The following is a 17,284-nucleotide window of genomic DNA, read 5'->3' as shown; positions in this document are numbered from 1 at the left end:
CGGATCGGCCCCTCAGTCCCACCGGACGCACCAGACGGCCCGTATCGCGCCCGCCACCGGCGCGATACGGGCCGTTTCGTGCGTCCGGTCAGGGCTTCCCTGGCGCGTGGTCGCCGGACTCGCGGCTCCCGGACTCCAGGTGCGCCTTCAGCCCCGCCCAGATGGCGGCCTCCTGCCGGTTGCCGACCCAGCCGAGCACCGGCGACGCGAGGCGCAGCACCCCGTGCGGGCGCAGCTGCCAGGACCAGCGCATCCGTGTCCCGCCGTCGACCGCGTCGAAAGTGATCCCCCCGGTGACCTCGCCGAAGCCGGACGTCGTCCGCAGCGCCAGCCGGCGCGGCGGGTCGAAGCCGGTGAGCTCGGTGTCCATGCGCATCGGCCGCGGCCGCGTGGCCATGAACGCCGCGAACCGCGACCCCAGCCCCACCGGCTCGCCGGTCAGCAGGTCCGCGCGCAGCATCCGCGGGTTGTATGCCGGCTCGTGTCGCTCGTCCGCGGCGTAGCCGAACACCTCATCCACCGGTCGCGCGACCACGACCTCTCCCTCGATCCTGGCCATGGTGCCCCTCCGCTCCCCGGCAGGCGCGATCCTGCCCGAAGCGAGCCTGTCGCGATGCGCCGTGCGTCACCGGAGCCGAAGGTCCCGCGACGGGAGGCCGCCGACCGGCGAGGGAGGCTGACGAACGGTACGGTGCCAGGCCACCGTCGATGGAAGGACAGCACCATGGAGACACGGAACGCAGTACCGGGCTTTCACCACGCGGCGACCGACACCCCACGTGGCCGGGCATCGTGGAACGTGCGGGACGGTGTCAAGGAGGCGACGGACCTGGTGCTGAACGTCGACACAGCAGCGGACCGGACGATGCAGGTGCCGATGCTGCACCGGAGGAGCTGTGCCTCCATGACCCGGAAGGACACCGACTCCAGCCGCCTGCCCTCGGTGCCCCGTGGTCTCTTCCAGGCGCTGTGGCGGTCGGAGCAGGCCGCGTACCTGACCGGTGCCGACCGGTACGTGGAGTTCTGCCTGCGGTGCATCTGCGAGGTGAAGTGAGACCCGCGTACGTACCGGGGTGAGGGCCTCCGGGCCGGTGGGGCCCGGTCACCGGCACCCCGGGTCCGGCGCAGGTCCCGGGGAGGGAGAGGGACAGGACACACCCTTTACCCGGAGTTGCTTTACCTGAGCGGGTGGGCGCGACAGACTGCCGTCCTGTGACCCGCGACACAGCGGGCCCTCTTCAGGGAGAGGTGCGCATGACGGTCCATGACGATCTGGCCACGGCCGGCCGCCGGGCGGCGGCACTGAGGGAGTCGGTCACGGCGCTCGCCGGCAGACTCGGCGACACCCTCGACGTGCGGCGGCTCAAGGACGACGTCGGGCGCGTCATCGCCGACCTGAACCACATCGCCCAGGCCACCCACGAGCGGCTGCCGCAGGGCCAGCCGGGCGAGATCATCTACATCCCCGACGAGGAGTACGACCCCTCGTTGTGGGCGGAGGCCGACGACGAGGCTGCCGGCCCCCGGCCGGGGCGCTGAGCCTTGGCGGGGGCAGACCTGCGCTCCGGCGTGGGGGCACCGGGGCGCGCGCGGATCGGCGACCGCACCCTGCGCGGCGACCGCTGGTGGCTCCAGCCGGCGATGACCGTCGTGGGCCTGGTGGCGTGGCTGGCCTATGCCACGGTCCGCGCGGCATCCCAGGTCAACTACTGGGTAGCTGACTACCACTACCTCACGCCGTTCGCGTCGCCGTGCCTGAGCACCTCCTGCGCGCCGGGGTCGAGCCACTTCGGCACGCCGTTCGGCGACTTCCCGCCGCTGGTGCCCTACGCGATCCTCACGCTGCCCTTCCTGCTGCTGTTCCGGCTGACCTGCTACTACTACCGCAAGGCCTACTACCGCTCGTTCTGGCTCTCGCCGCCGGCCTGCGCCGTCGCCGAGCCGCACGGCCGCTACACCGGCGAGACGCGCTTCCCGCTCCTGGGCCAGAACCTGCACCGCTACTTCTTCTACGCGGCCGTCCTCATCTCGCTCATCAACACGTATGACGCGCTGGTCGCCTTCCACGGCAAGGACGGCGGGTTCGGCTTCGGCCTGGGCAACCTCGTGCTGATCGGCAACGTGGTGCTGCTGTGGGCCTACACGCTGTCCTGCCACAGCTGCCGCAGCATCATCGGTGGCCGGCTCAACCACTTCAGCAGGCACCCGCTCCGCTACCGCCTGTGGGGACAGGTCTCCCGCCTCAACCGGCACCACATGGGCCTGGCCTGGACGACCCTGGCCTCGCTGGTGGTGACCGACGCCTACATCGCGCTGGTCGCCTCCGGCTCGTTGTCGGACCTGCGCTTCATCAACTGACGCCGACATCACGTTTCACCAACCGGAGGGGCTGCACGTGACGGACCTGGAACGCCACAGCTACGACGTGGTGGTGATCGGTGCCGGTGGCGCCGGGCTCCGCGCGGCCATCGAGGCGCGCGAGCACGGGCTGCGTACGGCGATCATCTGCAAGTCGTTGTTCGGCAAGGCCCACACCGTCATGGCCGAGGGCGGCATCGCCGCGTCGATGGGCAACGTCAACAGCAACGACAGCTGGCAGGTGCACTTCCGCGACACCCTGCGTGGCGGCAAGTTCCTCAACAACCCGCGCATGGCCGAGCTGCACGCCAAGGAGGCGCCGCAGCGGGTCTGGGAGCTGGAGACCTACGGCGCGCTGTTCGACCGCACCCCGGACGGCCGGATCAGCCAGCGCAACTTCGGCGGCCACGAGTACCCCCGCCTGGCCCACGTCGGCGACCGCACCGGCCTGGAGCTGATCCGCACGCTGCAGCAGAAGATCGTCTCGCTGCAGCAGGAGGACGAGCGCGAGACCGGCGACCCTGAGGCGCGGCTGAAGGTGTTCGCGGAGCTGACGGTCACCGACCTGCTCCTCGACGGCGAGGCGGTCTCGGGGGCCTTCGGCTACTGGCGCGAGTCCGGCCGGTTCGTGCTCTTCGAGACGCCCACCGTCATCCTCGCCACCGGCGGGATCGGCAAGTCGTTCAAGGTGACCAGCAACTCCTGGGAGTACACCGGCGACGGTCACGCGCTCGCCCTGCGGGCCGGGGCGACGCTGATCAACATGGAGTTCGTCCAGTTCCACCCCACCGGCATGGTCTGGCCGCCCTCGGTCAAGGGCATCCTCGTCACCGAGTCGGTGCGCGGCGACGGCGGTGTCCTGCGCAACTCCGAGGGCAAGCGCTTCATGTTCGACTACGTGCCCGACGTCTTCCGCGGCCAGTACGCCGACACCGAGGAGGAGGCGGACCGCTGGTACAAGGACCCCGACAACAACCTGCGCCCGCCGGAGCTGCTGCCCCGTGACGAGGTCGCGCGGGCGATCAACTCCGAGGTCAAGGAGGGGCGTGGCACCCCGCACGGTGGCGTCTTCCTCGACGTGTCGACCCGCTTGCCCGCCGAGGAGATCCGGCGCCGGCTGCCCTCGATGCACCACCAGTTCAAGGAGCTCGCCGACGTCGACATCACGGCCGAGCCGATGGAGGTCGGCCCGACCTGCCACTACGTCATGGGCGGGGTCGAGGTCGACGCCGACACCGCGGCGACCCGCGTCCCCGGGCTGTTCGCGGCCGGGGAGGTGGCCGGCGGCATGCACGGCTCCAACCGCCTCGGTGGCAACTCCCTGTCCGACCTGCTCGTCTTCGGCCGGCGCGCGGGAGCCGGCGCAGCGGCATACCTGGAGTCGTTGGGGGACAAGCGTCCGGCCGTCTCCGAGACCGACGTCGACGCGGCCGCGACGGTCGCCCTGGCGCCGTTCGGCAACGACGGCGGGGAGAACCCCTACACGCTGCACCAGGAGCTGCAGCAGGGCATGAACGACCTGGTCGGCATCATCCGGCGCGAGCACGAGGTGCGCGAGGCGCTGGAGCGGCTGGCGCAGCTGCGCTCGCGGGCGTCCACGGTCGGCGTCGAGGGGCACCGGCAGTTCAACCCCGGCTGGCACCTGGCGCTGGACCTGCGCAACATGCTCGCCGTCAGCGAGTGCGTGGCCCGGGCGGCGCTGGAGCGCACCGAGAGCCGCGGCGGGCACACGCGCGAGGACTTCCCCGCCATGGACCCGGCCTGGCGCGGCACCAACCTCGTGTGCAGCCTGCAGCCCGACGGCAGCGTCGCCCTGGCCCACCAGCCGGTGCCGTCGATCCGCCGCGACCTGCTCGAGCTGTTCGACCGCAAGGAGCTGGCCAAGTACCTCACCGAGGAGGAGCTGGCGGTGCTCGACGCCCCGGCGCCCTCTCCCGAGCAGGGGAGCGAGTCATGAGCTATGACGGGCGTTTCCGCGTCTGGCGGGGCGACGCCGACGGCGGCGACCTGGCCGACTTCACCGTCGAGGTCAACGAGGGCGAGGTGGTCCTCGACATCATCCACCGGCTCCAGGCCACGCAGGCGCCCGACCTCGCGGTGCGCTGGAACTGCAAGGCGGGCAAGTGCGGCTCGTGCAGCGCGGAGGTCAACGGCCGTCCGCGGCTGATGTGCATGACCCGCATGAGCACCTTCGAGGAGGGCGAGACGGTCACGGTGACGCCGCTGCGCGCCTTCCCGGTGGTGCGCGACCTGGTCACCGACGTGTCCTTCAACTACGAGAAGGCCCGAGCCGTGCCGGCGTTCGCGCCGCCGGCGGACCTGGCTCCCGGCGACTACCGGATGCAGCAGGTCGACGTCGAGCGCTCGCAGGAGTTCCGCAAGTGCATCGAGTGCTTCCTGTGCCAGGACGTCTGCCACGTCATCCGTGACCACGAGGACAACAAGCCGGCGTATGCCGGGCCGCGCTTCCTCATGCGCATCGCCGAGCTCGACATGCACCCGCTGGACCAGGCCGACCGGCGCGAGGCGGCCCAGCACGAGCACGGCCTGGGCCTGTGCAACATCACCAAGTGCTGCACCGAGGTCTGCCCGGAGCACATCAAGATCACCGACAACGCGCTGATCCCCCTCAAGGAGCGGGTCGTCGACCACTCGTACGATCCCTTGGTGTGGCTCGGTTCGAAGATCCGGCGCCGGCGCGACTGACCGCGCCGGCGGGGGAGCGGCTGCGCCGGGAGTTCTTCGACCGTCCGGTGCTCGAGGTGGCCCCCGACCTGCTCGGGTGCACGGTCACGCACGCCGGGGTCACCGTGCGGCTCACCGAGGTCGAGGCGTATGCCGGGGAGCAGGACCCCGGCTCGCACGCCTTCCGGGGCCCCACCCCGCGCACGCAGGTGATGTTCGGCCACCCCGGTGGCCTCTACGTCTACTTCACCTACGGCATGCACTGGTGCGCCAACCTCGTCTGCGGCCCCGAGGGGCACGCCAGCGCGGTCCTGCTGCGGGCCGGCGAGGTCGTCGGCGGTGAGGACGTGGCCGGCGCCCGGCGTGCCGGCATCGCCCGGCGGGACTGGGCCCGCGGGCCGGCGCGGCTGGCGATGACCCTCGCCCTGGACAAGGGGCAGGACGGCCTGGACGTGTGCGCGCCGGACTCGCCCGTCGTCGTCGGCGCCCGGGTCGGCACGGTGGAGGTGCACCGCGTCCTGACCGGGCCGCGGGTGGGGGTGAGCGGCGCGGGAGGCGACGGCACGGCATACCCCTGGCGGTTCTGGATCGAGGGGGAGCCGACCGTGTCGGCGTACCGCCCGGGCAAACCGCGTCGCCGTCCCGCACGGACGTAGGGCAGGCTGTCACCTGACCGGCGTCGGGCCGGGAAGGACCACAGAAGGGAACGAAGCACCGTGAGCGACATCCTCGACGAGCTGCAGTGGCGAGGGCTGGTGGCGCAGACCACCGACGAGGCCTCGCTGCGCGAAGCACTCGCCGACGGGCCGATCACGGCGTATTGCGGGTTCGACCCGACGGCGCCCTCGCTGCACTTCGGCAACCTGGTGCAGCTGGTCCTGCTGCGCCACCTCCAGCGTGCCGGCCACCGCGTCATCTGCCTGGTCGGCGGCTCCACCGGGCTCATCGGCGACCCGCGGCCCACAGCCGAGCGGGTGCTCAAGACCAAGGAGCAGACCGCGCAGTGGGTGGCCAACATCCAGCGCCAGGTGCAGCCGTTCCTCGACGCCGAGGGGGACAACCCGGCCGTCTTCGTCAACAACCTGGACTGGACGCAGGGCCTGTCCGCCCTGGACTTCCTGCGCGACATCGGCAAGCACTTCCGGGTCAACCAGATGGTGAAGAAGGAGGCGATCTCGGCCCGGCTGAGCTCGGAGGAGGGGATCTCCTACACCGAGTTCAGCTACCAGCTGCTCCAAGGCCTGGACTACCTCCAGCTGTTCCGGGACTACGGCTGCACCCTCCAGACCGGTGGCAACGACCAGTGGGGCAACCTCACGGCCGGCTCCGACCTGATCCACCGCGTGGAGGGCAAGTCGGTGCACCTGCTGACCACCCCGCTGCTGACCGACAGCTCGGGGGAGAAGTTCGGCAAGAGCGCCGGCAACGCCATCTGGCTCTCGGCCGAGATGACCAGCCCGTACGCCTTCTACCAGTACTGGATCAACGTCGAGGACGCCTCGGTGATCACGCTCCTCAAGGTGTTCACCGACCGGACCCGCGAGGAGATCGACGAGCTGGAGAAGGCGGTGGCCGAGCGGCCCTTCGCCCGTGAGGCGCAGAAGACGCTGGCCGCCGACGTGACCACCTTGGTGCACGGTGCCGAGGCGACCGCTGCGGTGAAGGCGGCCAGCGAGGCGCTCTTCGGCAAGGGCGACCTCGCGGCACTGGATGCCAGGACCCTGGCCGACGCGACGGCCGAGCTGCCCGGCGGCGAGGTGGCTGTGGGTGCCTCGGTGGTCGACGCGCTGGTGGCCACCGGGCTCGTCGACGGCCGCAAGGCCGCCCGTCGGGTGATCGCCGAGGGAGGCGCCTCGGTCAACAACGTGAAGGTGACCGACGAGGACGCGGTGCTGGGGGAGGGCGACTTCCTGCACGGCAAGGTCGCGCTGCTGCGGCGCGGCCGCAAGTCCCTCGCCGCCGCCCGGCTCGGGAGCTGAACCACCTCTGCCGGACCAGTCCTGACGCCCACTCCTGACGCCCTCTCCAGCACGCCGGAGGGGGCGTCAGCGCGTTGACCTGCGGATTTGTTGTTCTGGCGAAGACCCCCGTAATGTTCTCTTCGTCAGCCCGACAGGGAGGAACGGACGCCACCGCGGCAGCGTGAGAGCGCAGCGCGAAGTAGGCCGGTCCCGGGGTTGATGATCTACCGCAAGCCTGCCGGGTTCCGGCGGATGCCTGGCGCCTGTGAGGGTGGTCGGGAGCGGGCGCTGAGCCTGCTACAGTGGATCACGACAAGCGGCCGGCGCGGACAGCGCGAGTCACTCGGGTTCGGGTGGTGGTCAGCGAGTCACAAACACGAACGGTAGCCCCGGATCCAGGCGTGAGTGTCTGGTGGTGGTGCGCGTCCGCTCCTTGAGAACTCAACAGCGTGCCAAAAATCGATGCCAATTACCTCGTCCCGGCATCTTCGGATGTTGGACGAAATTTCCTTTGGTTGATTAACGAGATATCAAGTCCAGCGGGCTTGGTTCTGTTTCAGCCGGATTTTTAACCCTTCGGGGTCTGTTTTCCCAAGCCTTCGGGTTTGGGGTGCAAACATCAACGGAGAGTTTGATCCTGGCTCAGGACGAACGCTGGCGGCGTGCTTAACACATGCAAGTCGAACGGTGACGGAGGGAGCTTGCTCCTTCCTGATCAGTGGCGAACGGGTGAGTAACACGTGAGCAACCTGCCCCTCACTCTGGGATAACTCCGGGAAACCGGGGCTAATACCGGATACGACACGGACCCGCATGGGTATCGTGTGGAAAGTTTTTCGGTGGGGGATGGGCTCGCGGCCTATCAGCTTGTTGGTGAGGTAGTGGCTCACCAAGGCGACGACGGGTAGCCGGCCTGAGAGGGCGACCGGCCACACTGGGACTGAGACACGGCCCAGACTCCTACGGGAGGCAGCAGTGGGGAATATTGCACAATGGGCGAAAGCCTGATGCAGCGACGCCGCGTGAGGGATGACGGCCTTCGGGTTGTAAACCTCTTTCAGCAGGGAAGAAGCGCAAGTGACGGTACCTGCAGAAGAAGCACCGGCTAACTACGTGCCAGCAGCCGCGGTAATACGTAGGGTGCGAGCGTTGTCCGGAATTATTGGGCGTAAAGAGCTTGTAGGCGGTTTGTCGCGTCTGCTGTGAAATTTCGGGGCTTAACCCCGAACTTGCAGTGGGTACGGGCAGACTAGAGTGTGGTAGGGGAGACTGGAATTCCTGGTGTAGCGGTGAAATGCGCAGATATCAGGAGGAACACCGATGGCGAAGGCAGGTCTCTGGGCCATAACTGACGCTGAGAAGCGAAAGCATGGGGAGCGAACAGGATTAGATACCCTGGTAGTCCATGCCGTAAACGTTGGGAACTAGGTGTGGGTCTCATTCCACGAGATCCGTGCCGCAGCTAACGCATTAAGTTCCCCGCCTGGGGAGTACGGCCGCAAGGCTAAAACTCAAAGGAATTGACGGGGGCCCGCACAAGCGGCGGAGCATGCGGATTAATTCGATGCAACGCGAAGAACCTTACCAAGGCTTGACATGTACCGGAAACGCGCAGAGATGTGCGCCCCGCAAGGTCGGTACACAGGTGGTGCATGGTTGTCGTCAGCTCGTGTCGTGAGATGTTGGGTTAAGTCCCGCAACGAGCGCAACCCTCGTTCTATGTTGCCAGCACGTGATGGTGGGGACTCATAGGAGACTGCCGGGGTCAACTCGGAGGAAGGTGGGGATGACGTCAAATCATCATGCCCCTTATGTCTTGGGCTTCACGCATGCTACAATGGCCAGTACAAAGGGCTGCGATACCGCGAGGTGGAGCGAATCCCAAAAAACTGGTCTCAGTTCGGATTGGGGTCTGCAACTCGACCCCATGAAGTCGGAGTCGCTAGTAATCGCAGATCAGCAACGCTGCGGTGAATACGTTCCCGGGCCTTGTACACACCGCCCGTCAAGTCACGAAAGTCGGTAACACCCGAAGCCGGTGGCCCAACCCCTTGTGGGAGGGAGCTGTCGAAGGTGGGACTGGCGATTGGGACTAAGTCGTAACAAGGTAGCCGTACCGGAAGGTGCGGCTGGATCACCTCCTTTCTAAGGAGCACTGGCACCCCGCCGCCCACCTCGTGGGCCGGTGGTCATGGTGTCCAGGTGGCCCGCCTCGACCGAACGCGTCGAGGGGGTTGCTCAAGGGTGGAACATCGATTAGTTGGCGCCAGCCGGGTCGTGGCCGCACGAGTACAGCCCACCGCTTCTTCGGGAGTGGGGGGAGTGGAAAGTGCTTCACGGTTCGGGTGGTGCTTGGCACGTTGTTGGGTCCTGAGGGATCGGCCGTGGAGGGTGAACCTCCTGCCGTGCTCCTCGGATCAGTACCCGTCACCGATCCACCCGTTGGGTGGGGTTGGTGGGGTGGTCTGGTTGGACCTGTCCCTGGCACGAACCGCCGGCTCGCGTTGTTGAGCTGGTAGGCGGCCGGTGGGGGCGGGGACCGATCGTTGGTTGAGAACTACACAGTGGACGCGAGCATCTTTGTGGCCAAGTTTTTAAGGGCACACGGTGGATGCCTTGGCACCAGGAACCGAAGAAGGACGTAGGAATCTGCGATAAGCCTCGGGGAGTCGATAACCAGACTGTGATCCGAGGATTTCCGAATGGGGAAACCCGGCTGGAGGCAAGTCCAGTCACCCGCATCTGAACACATAGGGTGCGTGGAGGGAACGTGGGGAAGTGAAACATCTCAGTACCCACAGGAAGAGAAAGCAACCGCGATTCCGTGAGTAGTGGCGAGCGAAAGCGGATGAGGCTAAACCGGGCGTGTGTGATAGCTGGTAGGCGTTGCATGTCCGGGGTCGTGGGACTTTCCCGAGAGGTCTACCAACCTCTCAAGGAGTGAGAAATCTGCGTCATAGTCGAAGGGTCTTGAATGGCCCGGCACAGAGGGTGCGACCCCCGTAGACGAAATGGTGTGGACTCCTGGGAAGTATCCCAAGTAGCACGGGGCCCGAGAAATCCCGTGTGAATCTGGCGGGACCACCCGCTAAGCCTAAATATTCCCTGGTGACCGATAGCGGACAAGTACCGTGAGGGAAAGGTGAAAAGTACCCCGGGAGGGGAGTGAAATAGATCCTGAAACCGTGTGCCTACAATCCGTCGGAGCCTCCTTGTGGGGTGACGGCGTGCCTTTTGAAGAATGAGCCTGCGAGTTAGTGCTCCGTGGCGAGGTTAACCCGTGTGGGGAAGCCGTAGCGAAAGCGAGTCCGAATAGGGCGTTTTTAGTCGCGGGGTCTAGACCCGAAGCGAAGTGATCTACCCATGGCCAGGTTGAAGCGCGGGTAAGACCGCGTGGAGGACCGAACCCACTTAGGTTGAAAACTGAGGGGATGAGCTGTGGGTAGGGGTGAAAGGCCAATCAAACTTCGTGATAGCTGGTTCTCCCCGAAATGCATTTAGGTGCAGCGTCACGTGTTTCTTGCCGGAGGTAGAGCTACTGGATGGCTGATGGGCCTCACCAGGTTACTGACGTCAGCCAAACTCCGAATGCCGGTAAGTGAGAGCGTGGCAGTGAGACTGCGGGGGATAAGCTCCGTAGTCGAGAGGGAAACAGCCCAGACCACCAGCTAAGGTCCCTAAGCGTGTGCTAAGTGGGAAAGGATGTGGAGTTGCTGTGACAACCAGGAGGTTGGCTTAGAAGCAGCCACCCTTTAAAGAGTGCGTAATAGCTCACTGGTCAAGTGATTCCGCGCCGACAATGTAGCGGGGCTCAAGCACACCACCGAAGCTGTGGCATTGACACTTTGCCCGGCCCCTTGTGGGTCCAAGCGTGTTGATGGGTAGGGGAGCGTCGTGTGGCGGGTGAAGCGGCGGAGTGATCCAGCCGTGGACGCTACACGAGTGAGAATGCAGGCATGAGTAGCGAATGACGGGCGAGAAACCCGTCCGCCGAATAACCAAGGGTTCCAGGGTCAAGCTAATCTGCCCTGGGTAAGTCGGGACCTAAGGCGAGGCCGACAGGCGTAGTCGATGGACATCGGGTTGATATTCCCGAACCGGCGAAGAACCGCCCATATCGAACCATGTGATGCTAAACGCCCAAAGCACCAGGTGAAGCCTTCGGGTGGAGTCTGGTTGTGGCGGCCGTGACCCGAGCATGTAGTAGGTAAGCGATGGAGTGACGCAGGAAGGTAGCCTCCGCGTGGCGATGGTTGTCCACGTCTAAAGGTGTAGGGCGAGAGGTAGGCAAATCCGCCTCTCACATAGCCTGAGACCCCATAGTGACCGCGTTAGCGGGAAGAGGGTGATCCTATGCTGCCAAGAAAAACTTCTAGCGAGGTTCGAGCCGCCCGTACCCCAAACCGACTCAGGTGGTTAGGTAGAGAATACCAAGGCGATCGAGTGAATCGTGGTTAAGGAACTCGGCAAAATGCCCCCGTAACTTCGGGAGAAGGGGGGCCCGGATCGTGACCCCACTTGCTGGGTGAGCGTGAACGGCCGCAGAGACCAGGGAGAAGCGACTGTTTACTAAAAACACAGGTCCGTGCGAAGTCGCAAGACGATGTATACGGACTGACGCCTGCCCGGTGCTGGAACGTTAAGGGGACCGGTTAGCCTCACGGCGAAGCTGAGAACTTAAGCGCCAGTAAACGGCGGTGGTAACTATAACCATCCTAAGGTAGCGAAATTCCTTGTCGGGTAAGTTCCGACCTGCACGAATGGCGTAACGACTTCTCCACTGTCTCAACCACGAACTCGGCGAAATTGCACTACGAGTAAAGATGCTCGTTACGCGCAGCAGGACGGAAAGACCCCGGGACCTTTACTACAGCTTGGTATTGGTGTTCGGTACGGCTTGTGTAGGATAGGTGGGAGACTGTGAAGCATGCACGCCAGTGTGTGTGGAGTCAACGTTGAAATACCACTCTGGTCGTTCTGGATATCTAACCTCGGTCCGTGATCCGGATCAGGGACAGTGCCTGGTGGGTAGTTTAACTGGGGCGGTTGCCTCCTAAAAGGTAACGGAGGCGCCCAAAGGTTCCCTCAGCCTGGTTGGCAATCAGGTTTTGAGTGTAAGTGCACAAGGGAGCTTGACTGCGAGACAGACATGTCGAGCAGGGACGAAAGTCGGGACTAGTGATCCGGCGGTGGCTTGTGGAAGCGCCGTCGCTCAACGGATAAAAGGTACCCCGGGGATAACAGGCTGATCTTGCCCAAGAGTCCATATCGACGGCATGGTTTGGCACCTCGATGTCGGCTCGTCGCATCCTGGGGCTGGAGTAGGTCCCAAGGGTTGGGCTGTTCGCCCATTAAAGCGGTACGCGAGCTGGGTTTAGAACGTCGTGAGACAGTTCGGTCCCTATCCGCTGTGCGCGTAGGAAACTTGAGAAGAGCTGTCCCTAGTACGAGAGGACCGGGATGGACGAACCTCTGGTGTGTCAGTTGTCCTGCCAAGGGCACCGCTGATTAGCTACGTTCGGAAGTGATAACCGCTGAAAGCATCTAAGCGGGAAGCACGCTTCAAGATGAGGTTTCCAGGCCCGTAAGGGTGAGAGGCTCCCAGCTAGACTACTGGGTTGATAGGCCGGATGTGGAAGCACAGTAATGTGTGGAGCTGACCGGTACTAATAAGCCGATAACTTGATACAAAGATGCTACGCGTCCACTGTGTGGCTCCCGAGCAACGGCCGGGACCACAACTCAATACTGCACAACTTCGTGTTGTGAGCAGCCGTAACGCTCGACAGGGTTACGGCGGCCATAGCGAAGGGGAAACGCCCGGTCCCATTCCGAACCCGGAAGCTAAGCCCTTCAGCGCCGATGGTACTGCACTGGTGACGGTGTGGGAGAGTAGGACGCCGCCGGACAAACATTGAACAGAAGTCGCCCGCCCGGGGTCCCGGGCGGGCGATTTCGGCATTCCCGGGGTCCATGAAAGACTGGGCCATCCCCCTTTCCGCCACCCCGAGCAGGGTGGACAGGTCCGTGTGCGCCCGTGAGGATGACGCCAGGACCAGAAGCACGAATGGAGCCCGAGTGTCTGACGACCAGCCCGCCCGCAGGGACCGCGACGAGGACCGACGGAACGAGGGTTCTGGCCGTCCCCGCGGCGACGGCCGGTCCGGCGGGAGCCGGTGGGGGTCGGCGCGCTCGGGTGGCCAGGGAGCCGGCGGTGGCGCCCCGCGGGGCGGCGACCGTGGCGGGTACTCCGGTGGCGACCGTCGTGATGACCGTGGTGGGCGTCCGGGTGGTTACTCCCGCGATGACCGCGGCGGTAGCCGTGGCGGCTACGCCGGAGGTGACCGTCGTGACGACCGCGGGGGACGTCCCGGTGGCTACTCGCGTGACGACAGCCGTGGTGGGTACTCCGGTGGCGACCGTCGTGATGACCGTGGTGGGCGCACCGGTGGTTACTCCCGCGATGACCGCGGCGGTAGCCGTGGCGGCTACGCCGGAGGTGACCGTCGTGACGACCGCGGGGGACGTCCCGGTGGCTACTCGCGTGACGACAGCCGTGGTGGGTACTCCGGTGGCGACCGTCGTGATGACCGTGGTGGGCGCACCGGTGGTTACTCCCGCGATGACCGCGGCGGTAGCCGTGGCGGCTACTCCGGTGGCGACCGTCGTGATGACCGGGGCGGTAGCCGTGGCGGCTACGCCGGTGGCGACCGTCGCGACGACCGCGGGGGACGTCCCGGTGGGTACTCCCGCGACGACTCCCGAGGCAGCTACTCCGGTGGCGACCGTCGTGACGACCGTGGTGGTCGTCCGGGCGGGTACTCCCGCGATGACCGCGGCGGTAGTCGAGGCAGCTACTCCGGTGGCGACCGTGGTGGCTACTCCCGCGATGACCGCGGCGGTAGCCGTGGCGGCTACGCCGGAGGTGACCGTCGTGAGGACCGCGGGGGACGTCCCGGCGGCTACTCGCGTGACGACAACCTGGGTGGCTACTCCGGCGGCGACCGACGTGACAACCGTGGCGGCTACTCGCGTGACGACAACCGGGGTGGCTACTCCGGCGGCGACCGGCGTGACAACCGTGGCAGCTACTCGCGTGATGACAGCCGTGGTGGCTACTCCGGTGGCGACCGTCGCGACGACCGCGGCGGGCGAACCGGTGGTTTCCGGCGCGATGAGGGCCGTGGCCGACCGACGGGCCCGTCCCGCGGGCAGCGTCCGGCCGATGCCGGGCGTGGTGGCGGCCGCGACCAGGGCCCGGAGCACCGCGGCGGCTCGCGCCTCGCCCCCAAGACCCCGCGCCTGCCCGAGCCGGCCATTGCCGAAGGCGTCACCGGCTTCGAGCTGGACCGTTCGGTCAAGAACCAGCTGCGCACCCTGAGCAAGGAGAACGCAGAGGGCGTCGCGCAGCACCTGGTCATGGTGGCGAACCTGCTTGATACGGACATCGAGGCGGCGGAGGCGCACGCGGAGACGGCTGTGCGGCGTGCCGGTCGCGTCCCGGCGGCTCGCGAGGCCATGGGCTTGGTGGCCTACCGCAAGGGGGAGTGGGCGAAGGCGCTCAGCGAGTTCCGCACCGCCCGCCGCCTCTCCGGCTCCTCGCACATGCTGCCGCTCATGGTCGATGCCGAGCGCGGTCTGGGCCGTCTCGACCGCGCCCTCGACCTGGCCGCGTCACCGGAGGCCGGCTCGCTGCCCCTGGACGAGCGCATCGAGCTCGCGATCGTCGTCTCGGGCATCCGTCGCGACCTGGGCCAGCTTGAGGCCGCGGCCGTCGGCCTGGAGATCCCGCAGCTGCGCTCCACCGGCGCGCCGAAGGCGTGGAGCGCCCGGCTGTTCTACGCGTACGCCGAAGCCCGGCTTGCCTTGGGTGACACCGAAGGTGCTCGCGACTGGTTTGCCCGAGCGCTGGATGCCGACGTCGATGGCCAGACCGACGCCGACGACCGCCTGGCCGAGCTCGACGGGGTCTCGCTGACCGACCTGCTCGAGGGTCTGGGCGAGGACACCGCGGAGGACGCCGGTGGCCCAGCCCTCGGCGTGGGCCAGGACATCGACGACGAAGTTGACGACGACGACATGGACGACGACGAGGTCGGTGACCGTCACGATGGGTCCGGCGACAGCGGGTTCGGGCACCAGCGCTAGGTCGACGCGACGGGCGCGCGACACCCTGGTTGTCCACATGGGGTAGCCGCCTCGTCCCACCATCCACAGGGGCCGGATGACGCCATGACGGCGTCGTCCGGCCCCTGCAGCATGGGTGGCACCAGATGGTCGACGAGACGAGGTGCAGCATGCCGACACGAGCCGTGACGTCCGCCGGGGACGCCACCGAGGCGCCAGCAGAGGTCAACGAGGTGCAGCTGAGGGGCCGGGTGAGCGGGGAGCCCCAGGAGCGCGAGCTCCCCAGCGGTGACACCGTCGTCCAGCTGCGGGTCGTGGTGCGACGGCCGGAGCGGATGCGGACCCGGGGGCATACGACGACCCCTCCGGCTGCTGCCCCTGGCCGTGGCCCGGGCGTCACGGTGGACACGATCGACGTCGGCTGCTGGACGGCAGCGACCCGACGTGCGGCAGGGCGGTTGCTCGAGGGTGACGTGGTGGAGGTGTCCGGCTCGCTGCGCCGCAGGTTCTGGCGCTCCCCGTCGGGAGCAGCCAGTCGCTACGAGGTCGAGGCGAGCAGCCTGCGGCGGGTGTCGAGGTCCACACCCCGGTCGACCTGACCCCGCCAGGAGCGTCGCCGTGCCACGGCCGGGCCGTGGCGACCAGCCGAGTCCGTAGGTTGTGGGCGTGGACACCCGCCGGCCCCTGAAACTGGCCCACGGGCGCTGCGGTTCCCGGCTTTGTCCCGGCATCGATCACCGCAGACCTCACAGCGGATCGTCACGACGTTCCGAGACGTCGGTCCGTCACGTCGGTCCGTCACATCGTCCGCCATGTCGGTTCGTCAACATCGTCCGTCACGTCGGGTTTCAGGCCGGATCCCGAGGCTATATGCCCGCTCCGATCGGCACCCTGGGCGCGCCGACCCGCACCGGGGCGGCGAGAATGCCAGCGTGACTGAGTCCGCCACGATGCTGATGCAGGACTACCGCGGGATCGTGTGCGACCTCGACGGGGTCGTCTACCGGGGGCACGAGCCAATCCCTCATGCGGTGCCGGCCCTGAACGACGCGATCGACTCCGGACGCCGGGTGGTCTATGCCACGAACAACGCGTCCCGCACCCCCTCACAGGTCTCGGCACAGCTGACCCAGCTCGGCCTGGCGCCGACGCCGGCGGATGTCGTCACCAGCGCCCAGGCGGGTGCCCGCCGCGTGCGGGAGCTCGTGGGGGACCAGGCCCGCGTCCTTGCGGTGGGTGGTGAGGGCGTGCGGGAGGCCCTACGCAGGGAGGGGCTCGTCGTCGCGTCCGAGGCGGCCGGCGTGCGTGCCGTGCTCCAGGGGTTCGGCAAGGACGTCGGGTGGCGTGACCTCGCCGAGGCCGCGTATGCCGTGCAGTCCGGTGCCGTCTGGGTGGCCACGAACGTCGATGCGACGCTCCCGACGGACCGCGGCACCGCACCGGGCAACGGCACCTTGGTCGAGGCTGTCCGGAGTGCCACGGGGCAGGAGCCGGTCGTGGTCGGCAAGCCGTGGACCCCGCTGTACGAGCTGAGCGCCCAGGCCTTGGGGACGTCCGCGGAGCAGACCCTGGCGATTGGGGACCGGCTCGACACCGACGTCGCCGGCGCCAACGCCTCAGGCATGGATGCGCTTTTCGTGCTGACCGGGGTCCACGGGCCTGCTGACCTTGCCGCTGCCGCCGAGGCGCAGCGCCCACGCTATGTGGCAGCCGACCTGCGCTCCCTCCGAGAGAGGTACCTGGAGCCCCGCCGCGTCGACGGGGGCTGGGCCTGTGGGCCTGCGCTCGTGGAGCTGGCGCGTGACGGGGAGCCGACGCCGAGGGCCGTCTCGGACGGGCCTGCCCTCCTGGTGCTGCGAGCCTCCCTCGCCGCCTGGTGGGAGGCGGTCGACCGGGGTGAGGTTGCCGGCGAGATCGGCGGCGCGGCCACCAAGTACTGGGCCGGCGTGACCGAGCAGCTCGCGCGCGAGGACGACCAGTCGTAGGCCACCGCCCGCCGCTCCCCTCTCGGGGGTCGAGCTGGTGTTGAGGTCGACGTGATCGGAGTCCCTGACGGCCGTCGGGCTCGGGTCAGCAGACGACGCTGGGGATCGCAGCAGGCGGGCCCGGGTCCTTGACGGCCGGGTGGTGCGTGGCGGACTCCGTGGCGCCGA

General features: G+C 67.1%; 12 protein-coding genes and 3 rRNA genes. 14 read left to right on the top strand and 1 reads right to left on the bottom strand.

Annotation, left to right across the window (positions count from 1 at the left end):
• Positions 1-88: 88 nt before the first annotated feature.
• Positions 89-559, bottom strand: coding sequence for an SRPBCC family protein (locus AC3ANM_RS04065; RefSeq protein WP_488286859.1), 471 nt, complete (start codon positions 557-559; stop codon positions 89-91).
• 345 nt (positions 560-904) lie between these two features.
• Between AC3ANM_RS04065 and AC3ANM_RS04060 the strand changes: the two genes are divergently transcribed.
• The 14 genes from AC3ANM_RS04060 to AC3ANM_RS03995 all read left to right on the top strand — a co-directional run bounded on the left by AC3ANM_RS04060 (position 905) and on the right by AC3ANM_RS03995 (position 17,116).
• Positions 905-1,054 (top strand): hypothetical protein, encoded by a 150-nt coding sequence (locus AC3ANM_RS04060; RefSeq protein ID WP_488286858.1) that lies wholly within the window; start codon positions 905-907, stop codon positions 1,052-1,054.
• A 200-nt stretch (positions 1,055-1,254) separates the two neighbouring features.
• Entirely contained in the window at positions 1,255-1,539 is a 285-nt protein-coding gene (locus tag AC3ANM_RS04055) for a hypothetical protein (protein ID WP_488286857.1), read from the top strand.
• A 3-nt stretch (positions 1,540-1,542) separates the two neighbouring features.
• Positions 1,543-2,358 carry a hypothetical protein gene (locus tag AC3ANM_RS04050; RefSeq protein WP_488286856.1) on the top strand — a complete coding sequence of 272 codons (816 nt, stop codon included), beginning with the start codon at positions 1,543-1,545 and terminating at the stop codon, positions 2,356-2,358.
• Positions 2,359-2,395: 37 nt separating this feature from the next.
• The gene (locus AC3ANM_RS04045) at positions 2,396-4,315 is read left to right on the top strand and encodes a fumarate reductase/succinate dehydrogenase flavoprotein subunit (protein ID WP_488286855.1); all 1,920 of its coding nucleotides are present in this window, start codon (positions 2,396-2,398) and stop codon (positions 4,313-4,315) included.
• Positions 4,312-5,064, top strand: coding sequence for a succinate dehydrogenase/fumarate reductase iron-sulfur subunit (locus AC3ANM_RS04040; RefSeq protein ID WP_488286854.1), 753 nt, complete (start codon positions 4,312-4,314; stop codon positions 5,062-5,064). The genes AC3ANM_RS04045 and AC3ANM_RS04040 overlap by 4 nt, the downstream gene beginning before the upstream one ends.
• Positions 5,028-5,699: a DNA-3-methyladenine glycosylase gene (locus tag AC3ANM_RS04035; protein WP_488286853.1), complete on the top strand. Its 672-nt coding sequence runs from the start codon at positions 5,028-5,030 to the stop codon at positions 5,697-5,699. Before AC3ANM_RS04040 ends, AC3ANM_RS04035 begins: the two co-directional genes overlap by 37 nt.
• A 60-nt stretch (positions 5,700-5,759) precedes the next feature.
• Positions 5,760-7,022 (top strand): tyrosine--tRNA ligase, encoded by a 1,263-nt coding sequence (gene tyrS / locus AC3ANM_RS04030; RefSeq protein ID WP_488286852.1) that lies wholly within the window; start codon positions 5,760-5,762, stop codon positions 7,020-7,022.
• 601 nt (positions 7,023-7,623) lie between these two features.
• A 16S ribosomal RNA gene (locus AC3ANM_RS04025) occupies positions 7,624-9,149 on the top strand.
• A gap of 439 nt (positions 9,150-9,588) precedes the next feature.
• Positions 9,589-12,694: ribosomal RNA gene (locus AC3ANM_RS04020) — 23S ribosomal RNA — on the top strand.
• Positions 12,695-12,796: 102 nt separating this feature from the next.
• A 5S ribosomal RNA gene (rrf, locus tag AC3ANM_RS04015) occupies positions 12,797-12,913 on the top strand.
• The 16S, 23S and 5S rRNA genes sit together here, the layout of an rRNA operon.
• A 305-nt stretch (positions 12,914-13,218) precedes the next feature.
• Positions 13,219-14,385 carry a hypothetical protein gene (locus AC3ANM_RS04010; protein WP_488286851.1) on the top strand — a complete coding sequence of 389 codons (1,167 nt, stop codon included), beginning with the start codon at positions 13,219-13,221 and terminating at the stop codon, positions 14,383-14,385.
• Positions 14,386-14,423: 38 nt separating this feature from the next.
• On the top strand, positions 14,424-15,152 hold the full coding sequence (locus AC3ANM_RS04005) for a hypothetical protein (protein WP_488286850.1): 729 nt from the start codon (positions 14,424-14,426) through the stop codon (positions 15,150-15,152).
• A gap of 149 nt (positions 15,153-15,301) precedes the next feature.
• The gene (locus AC3ANM_RS04000) at positions 15,302-15,730 is read left to right on the top strand and encodes a single-stranded DNA-binding protein (RefSeq protein ID WP_488286849.1); all 429 of its coding nucleotides are present in this window, start codon (positions 15,302-15,304) and stop codon (positions 15,728-15,730) included.
• A gap of 333 nt (positions 15,731-16,063) precedes the next feature.
• Complete coding sequence (locus AC3ANM_RS03995; RefSeq protein ID WP_488286848.1) at positions 16,064-17,116, top strand: HAD-IIA family hydrolase; 1,053 nt, start codon at positions 16,064-16,066, stop codon at positions 17,114-17,116.
• The last annotated feature ends 168 nt before the right edge of the window (positions 17,117-17,284 follow it).

It is taken from the genome of Oryzihumus sp. JJN4-3R (assembly GCF_057747915.1).
The sequence above is the reverse complement of the archived record's forward strand: the minus strand, read 5'-3'. Positions and strand labels throughout refer to the sequence as shown.

Bases quoted from the DNA above. Each gene is read 5' to 3' on its own strand.
- AC3ANM_RS04065 (WP_488286859.1), bottom strand. From the start codon at position 559: ATGGCCAGGATCGAGGGAGAGGTCGTGGTCGCGCGACCGGTGGATGAG.
- AC3ANM_RS04060 (WP_488286858.1), top strand. From the start codon at position 905: ATGACCCGGAAGGACACCGACTCCAGCCGCCTGCCCTCGGTGCCCCGT.
- AC3ANM_RS04000 (WP_488286849.1), top strand. From the start codon at position 15,302: ATGCCGACACGAGCCGTGACGTCCGCCGGGGACGCCACCGAGGCGCCA.
- AC3ANM_RS04005 (WP_488286850.1), top strand. From the start codon at position 14,424: ATGGTGGCGAACCTGCTTGATACGGACATCGAGGCGGCGGAGGCGCAC.
- AC3ANM_RS04055 (WP_488286857.1), top strand. From the start codon at position 1,255: ATGACGGTCCATGACGATCTGGCCACGGCCGGCCGCCGGGCGGCGGCA.
- AC3ANM_RS04040 (WP_488286854.1), top strand. From the start codon at position 4,312: ATGAGCTATGACGGGCGTTTCCGCGTCTGGCGGGGCGACGCCGACGGC.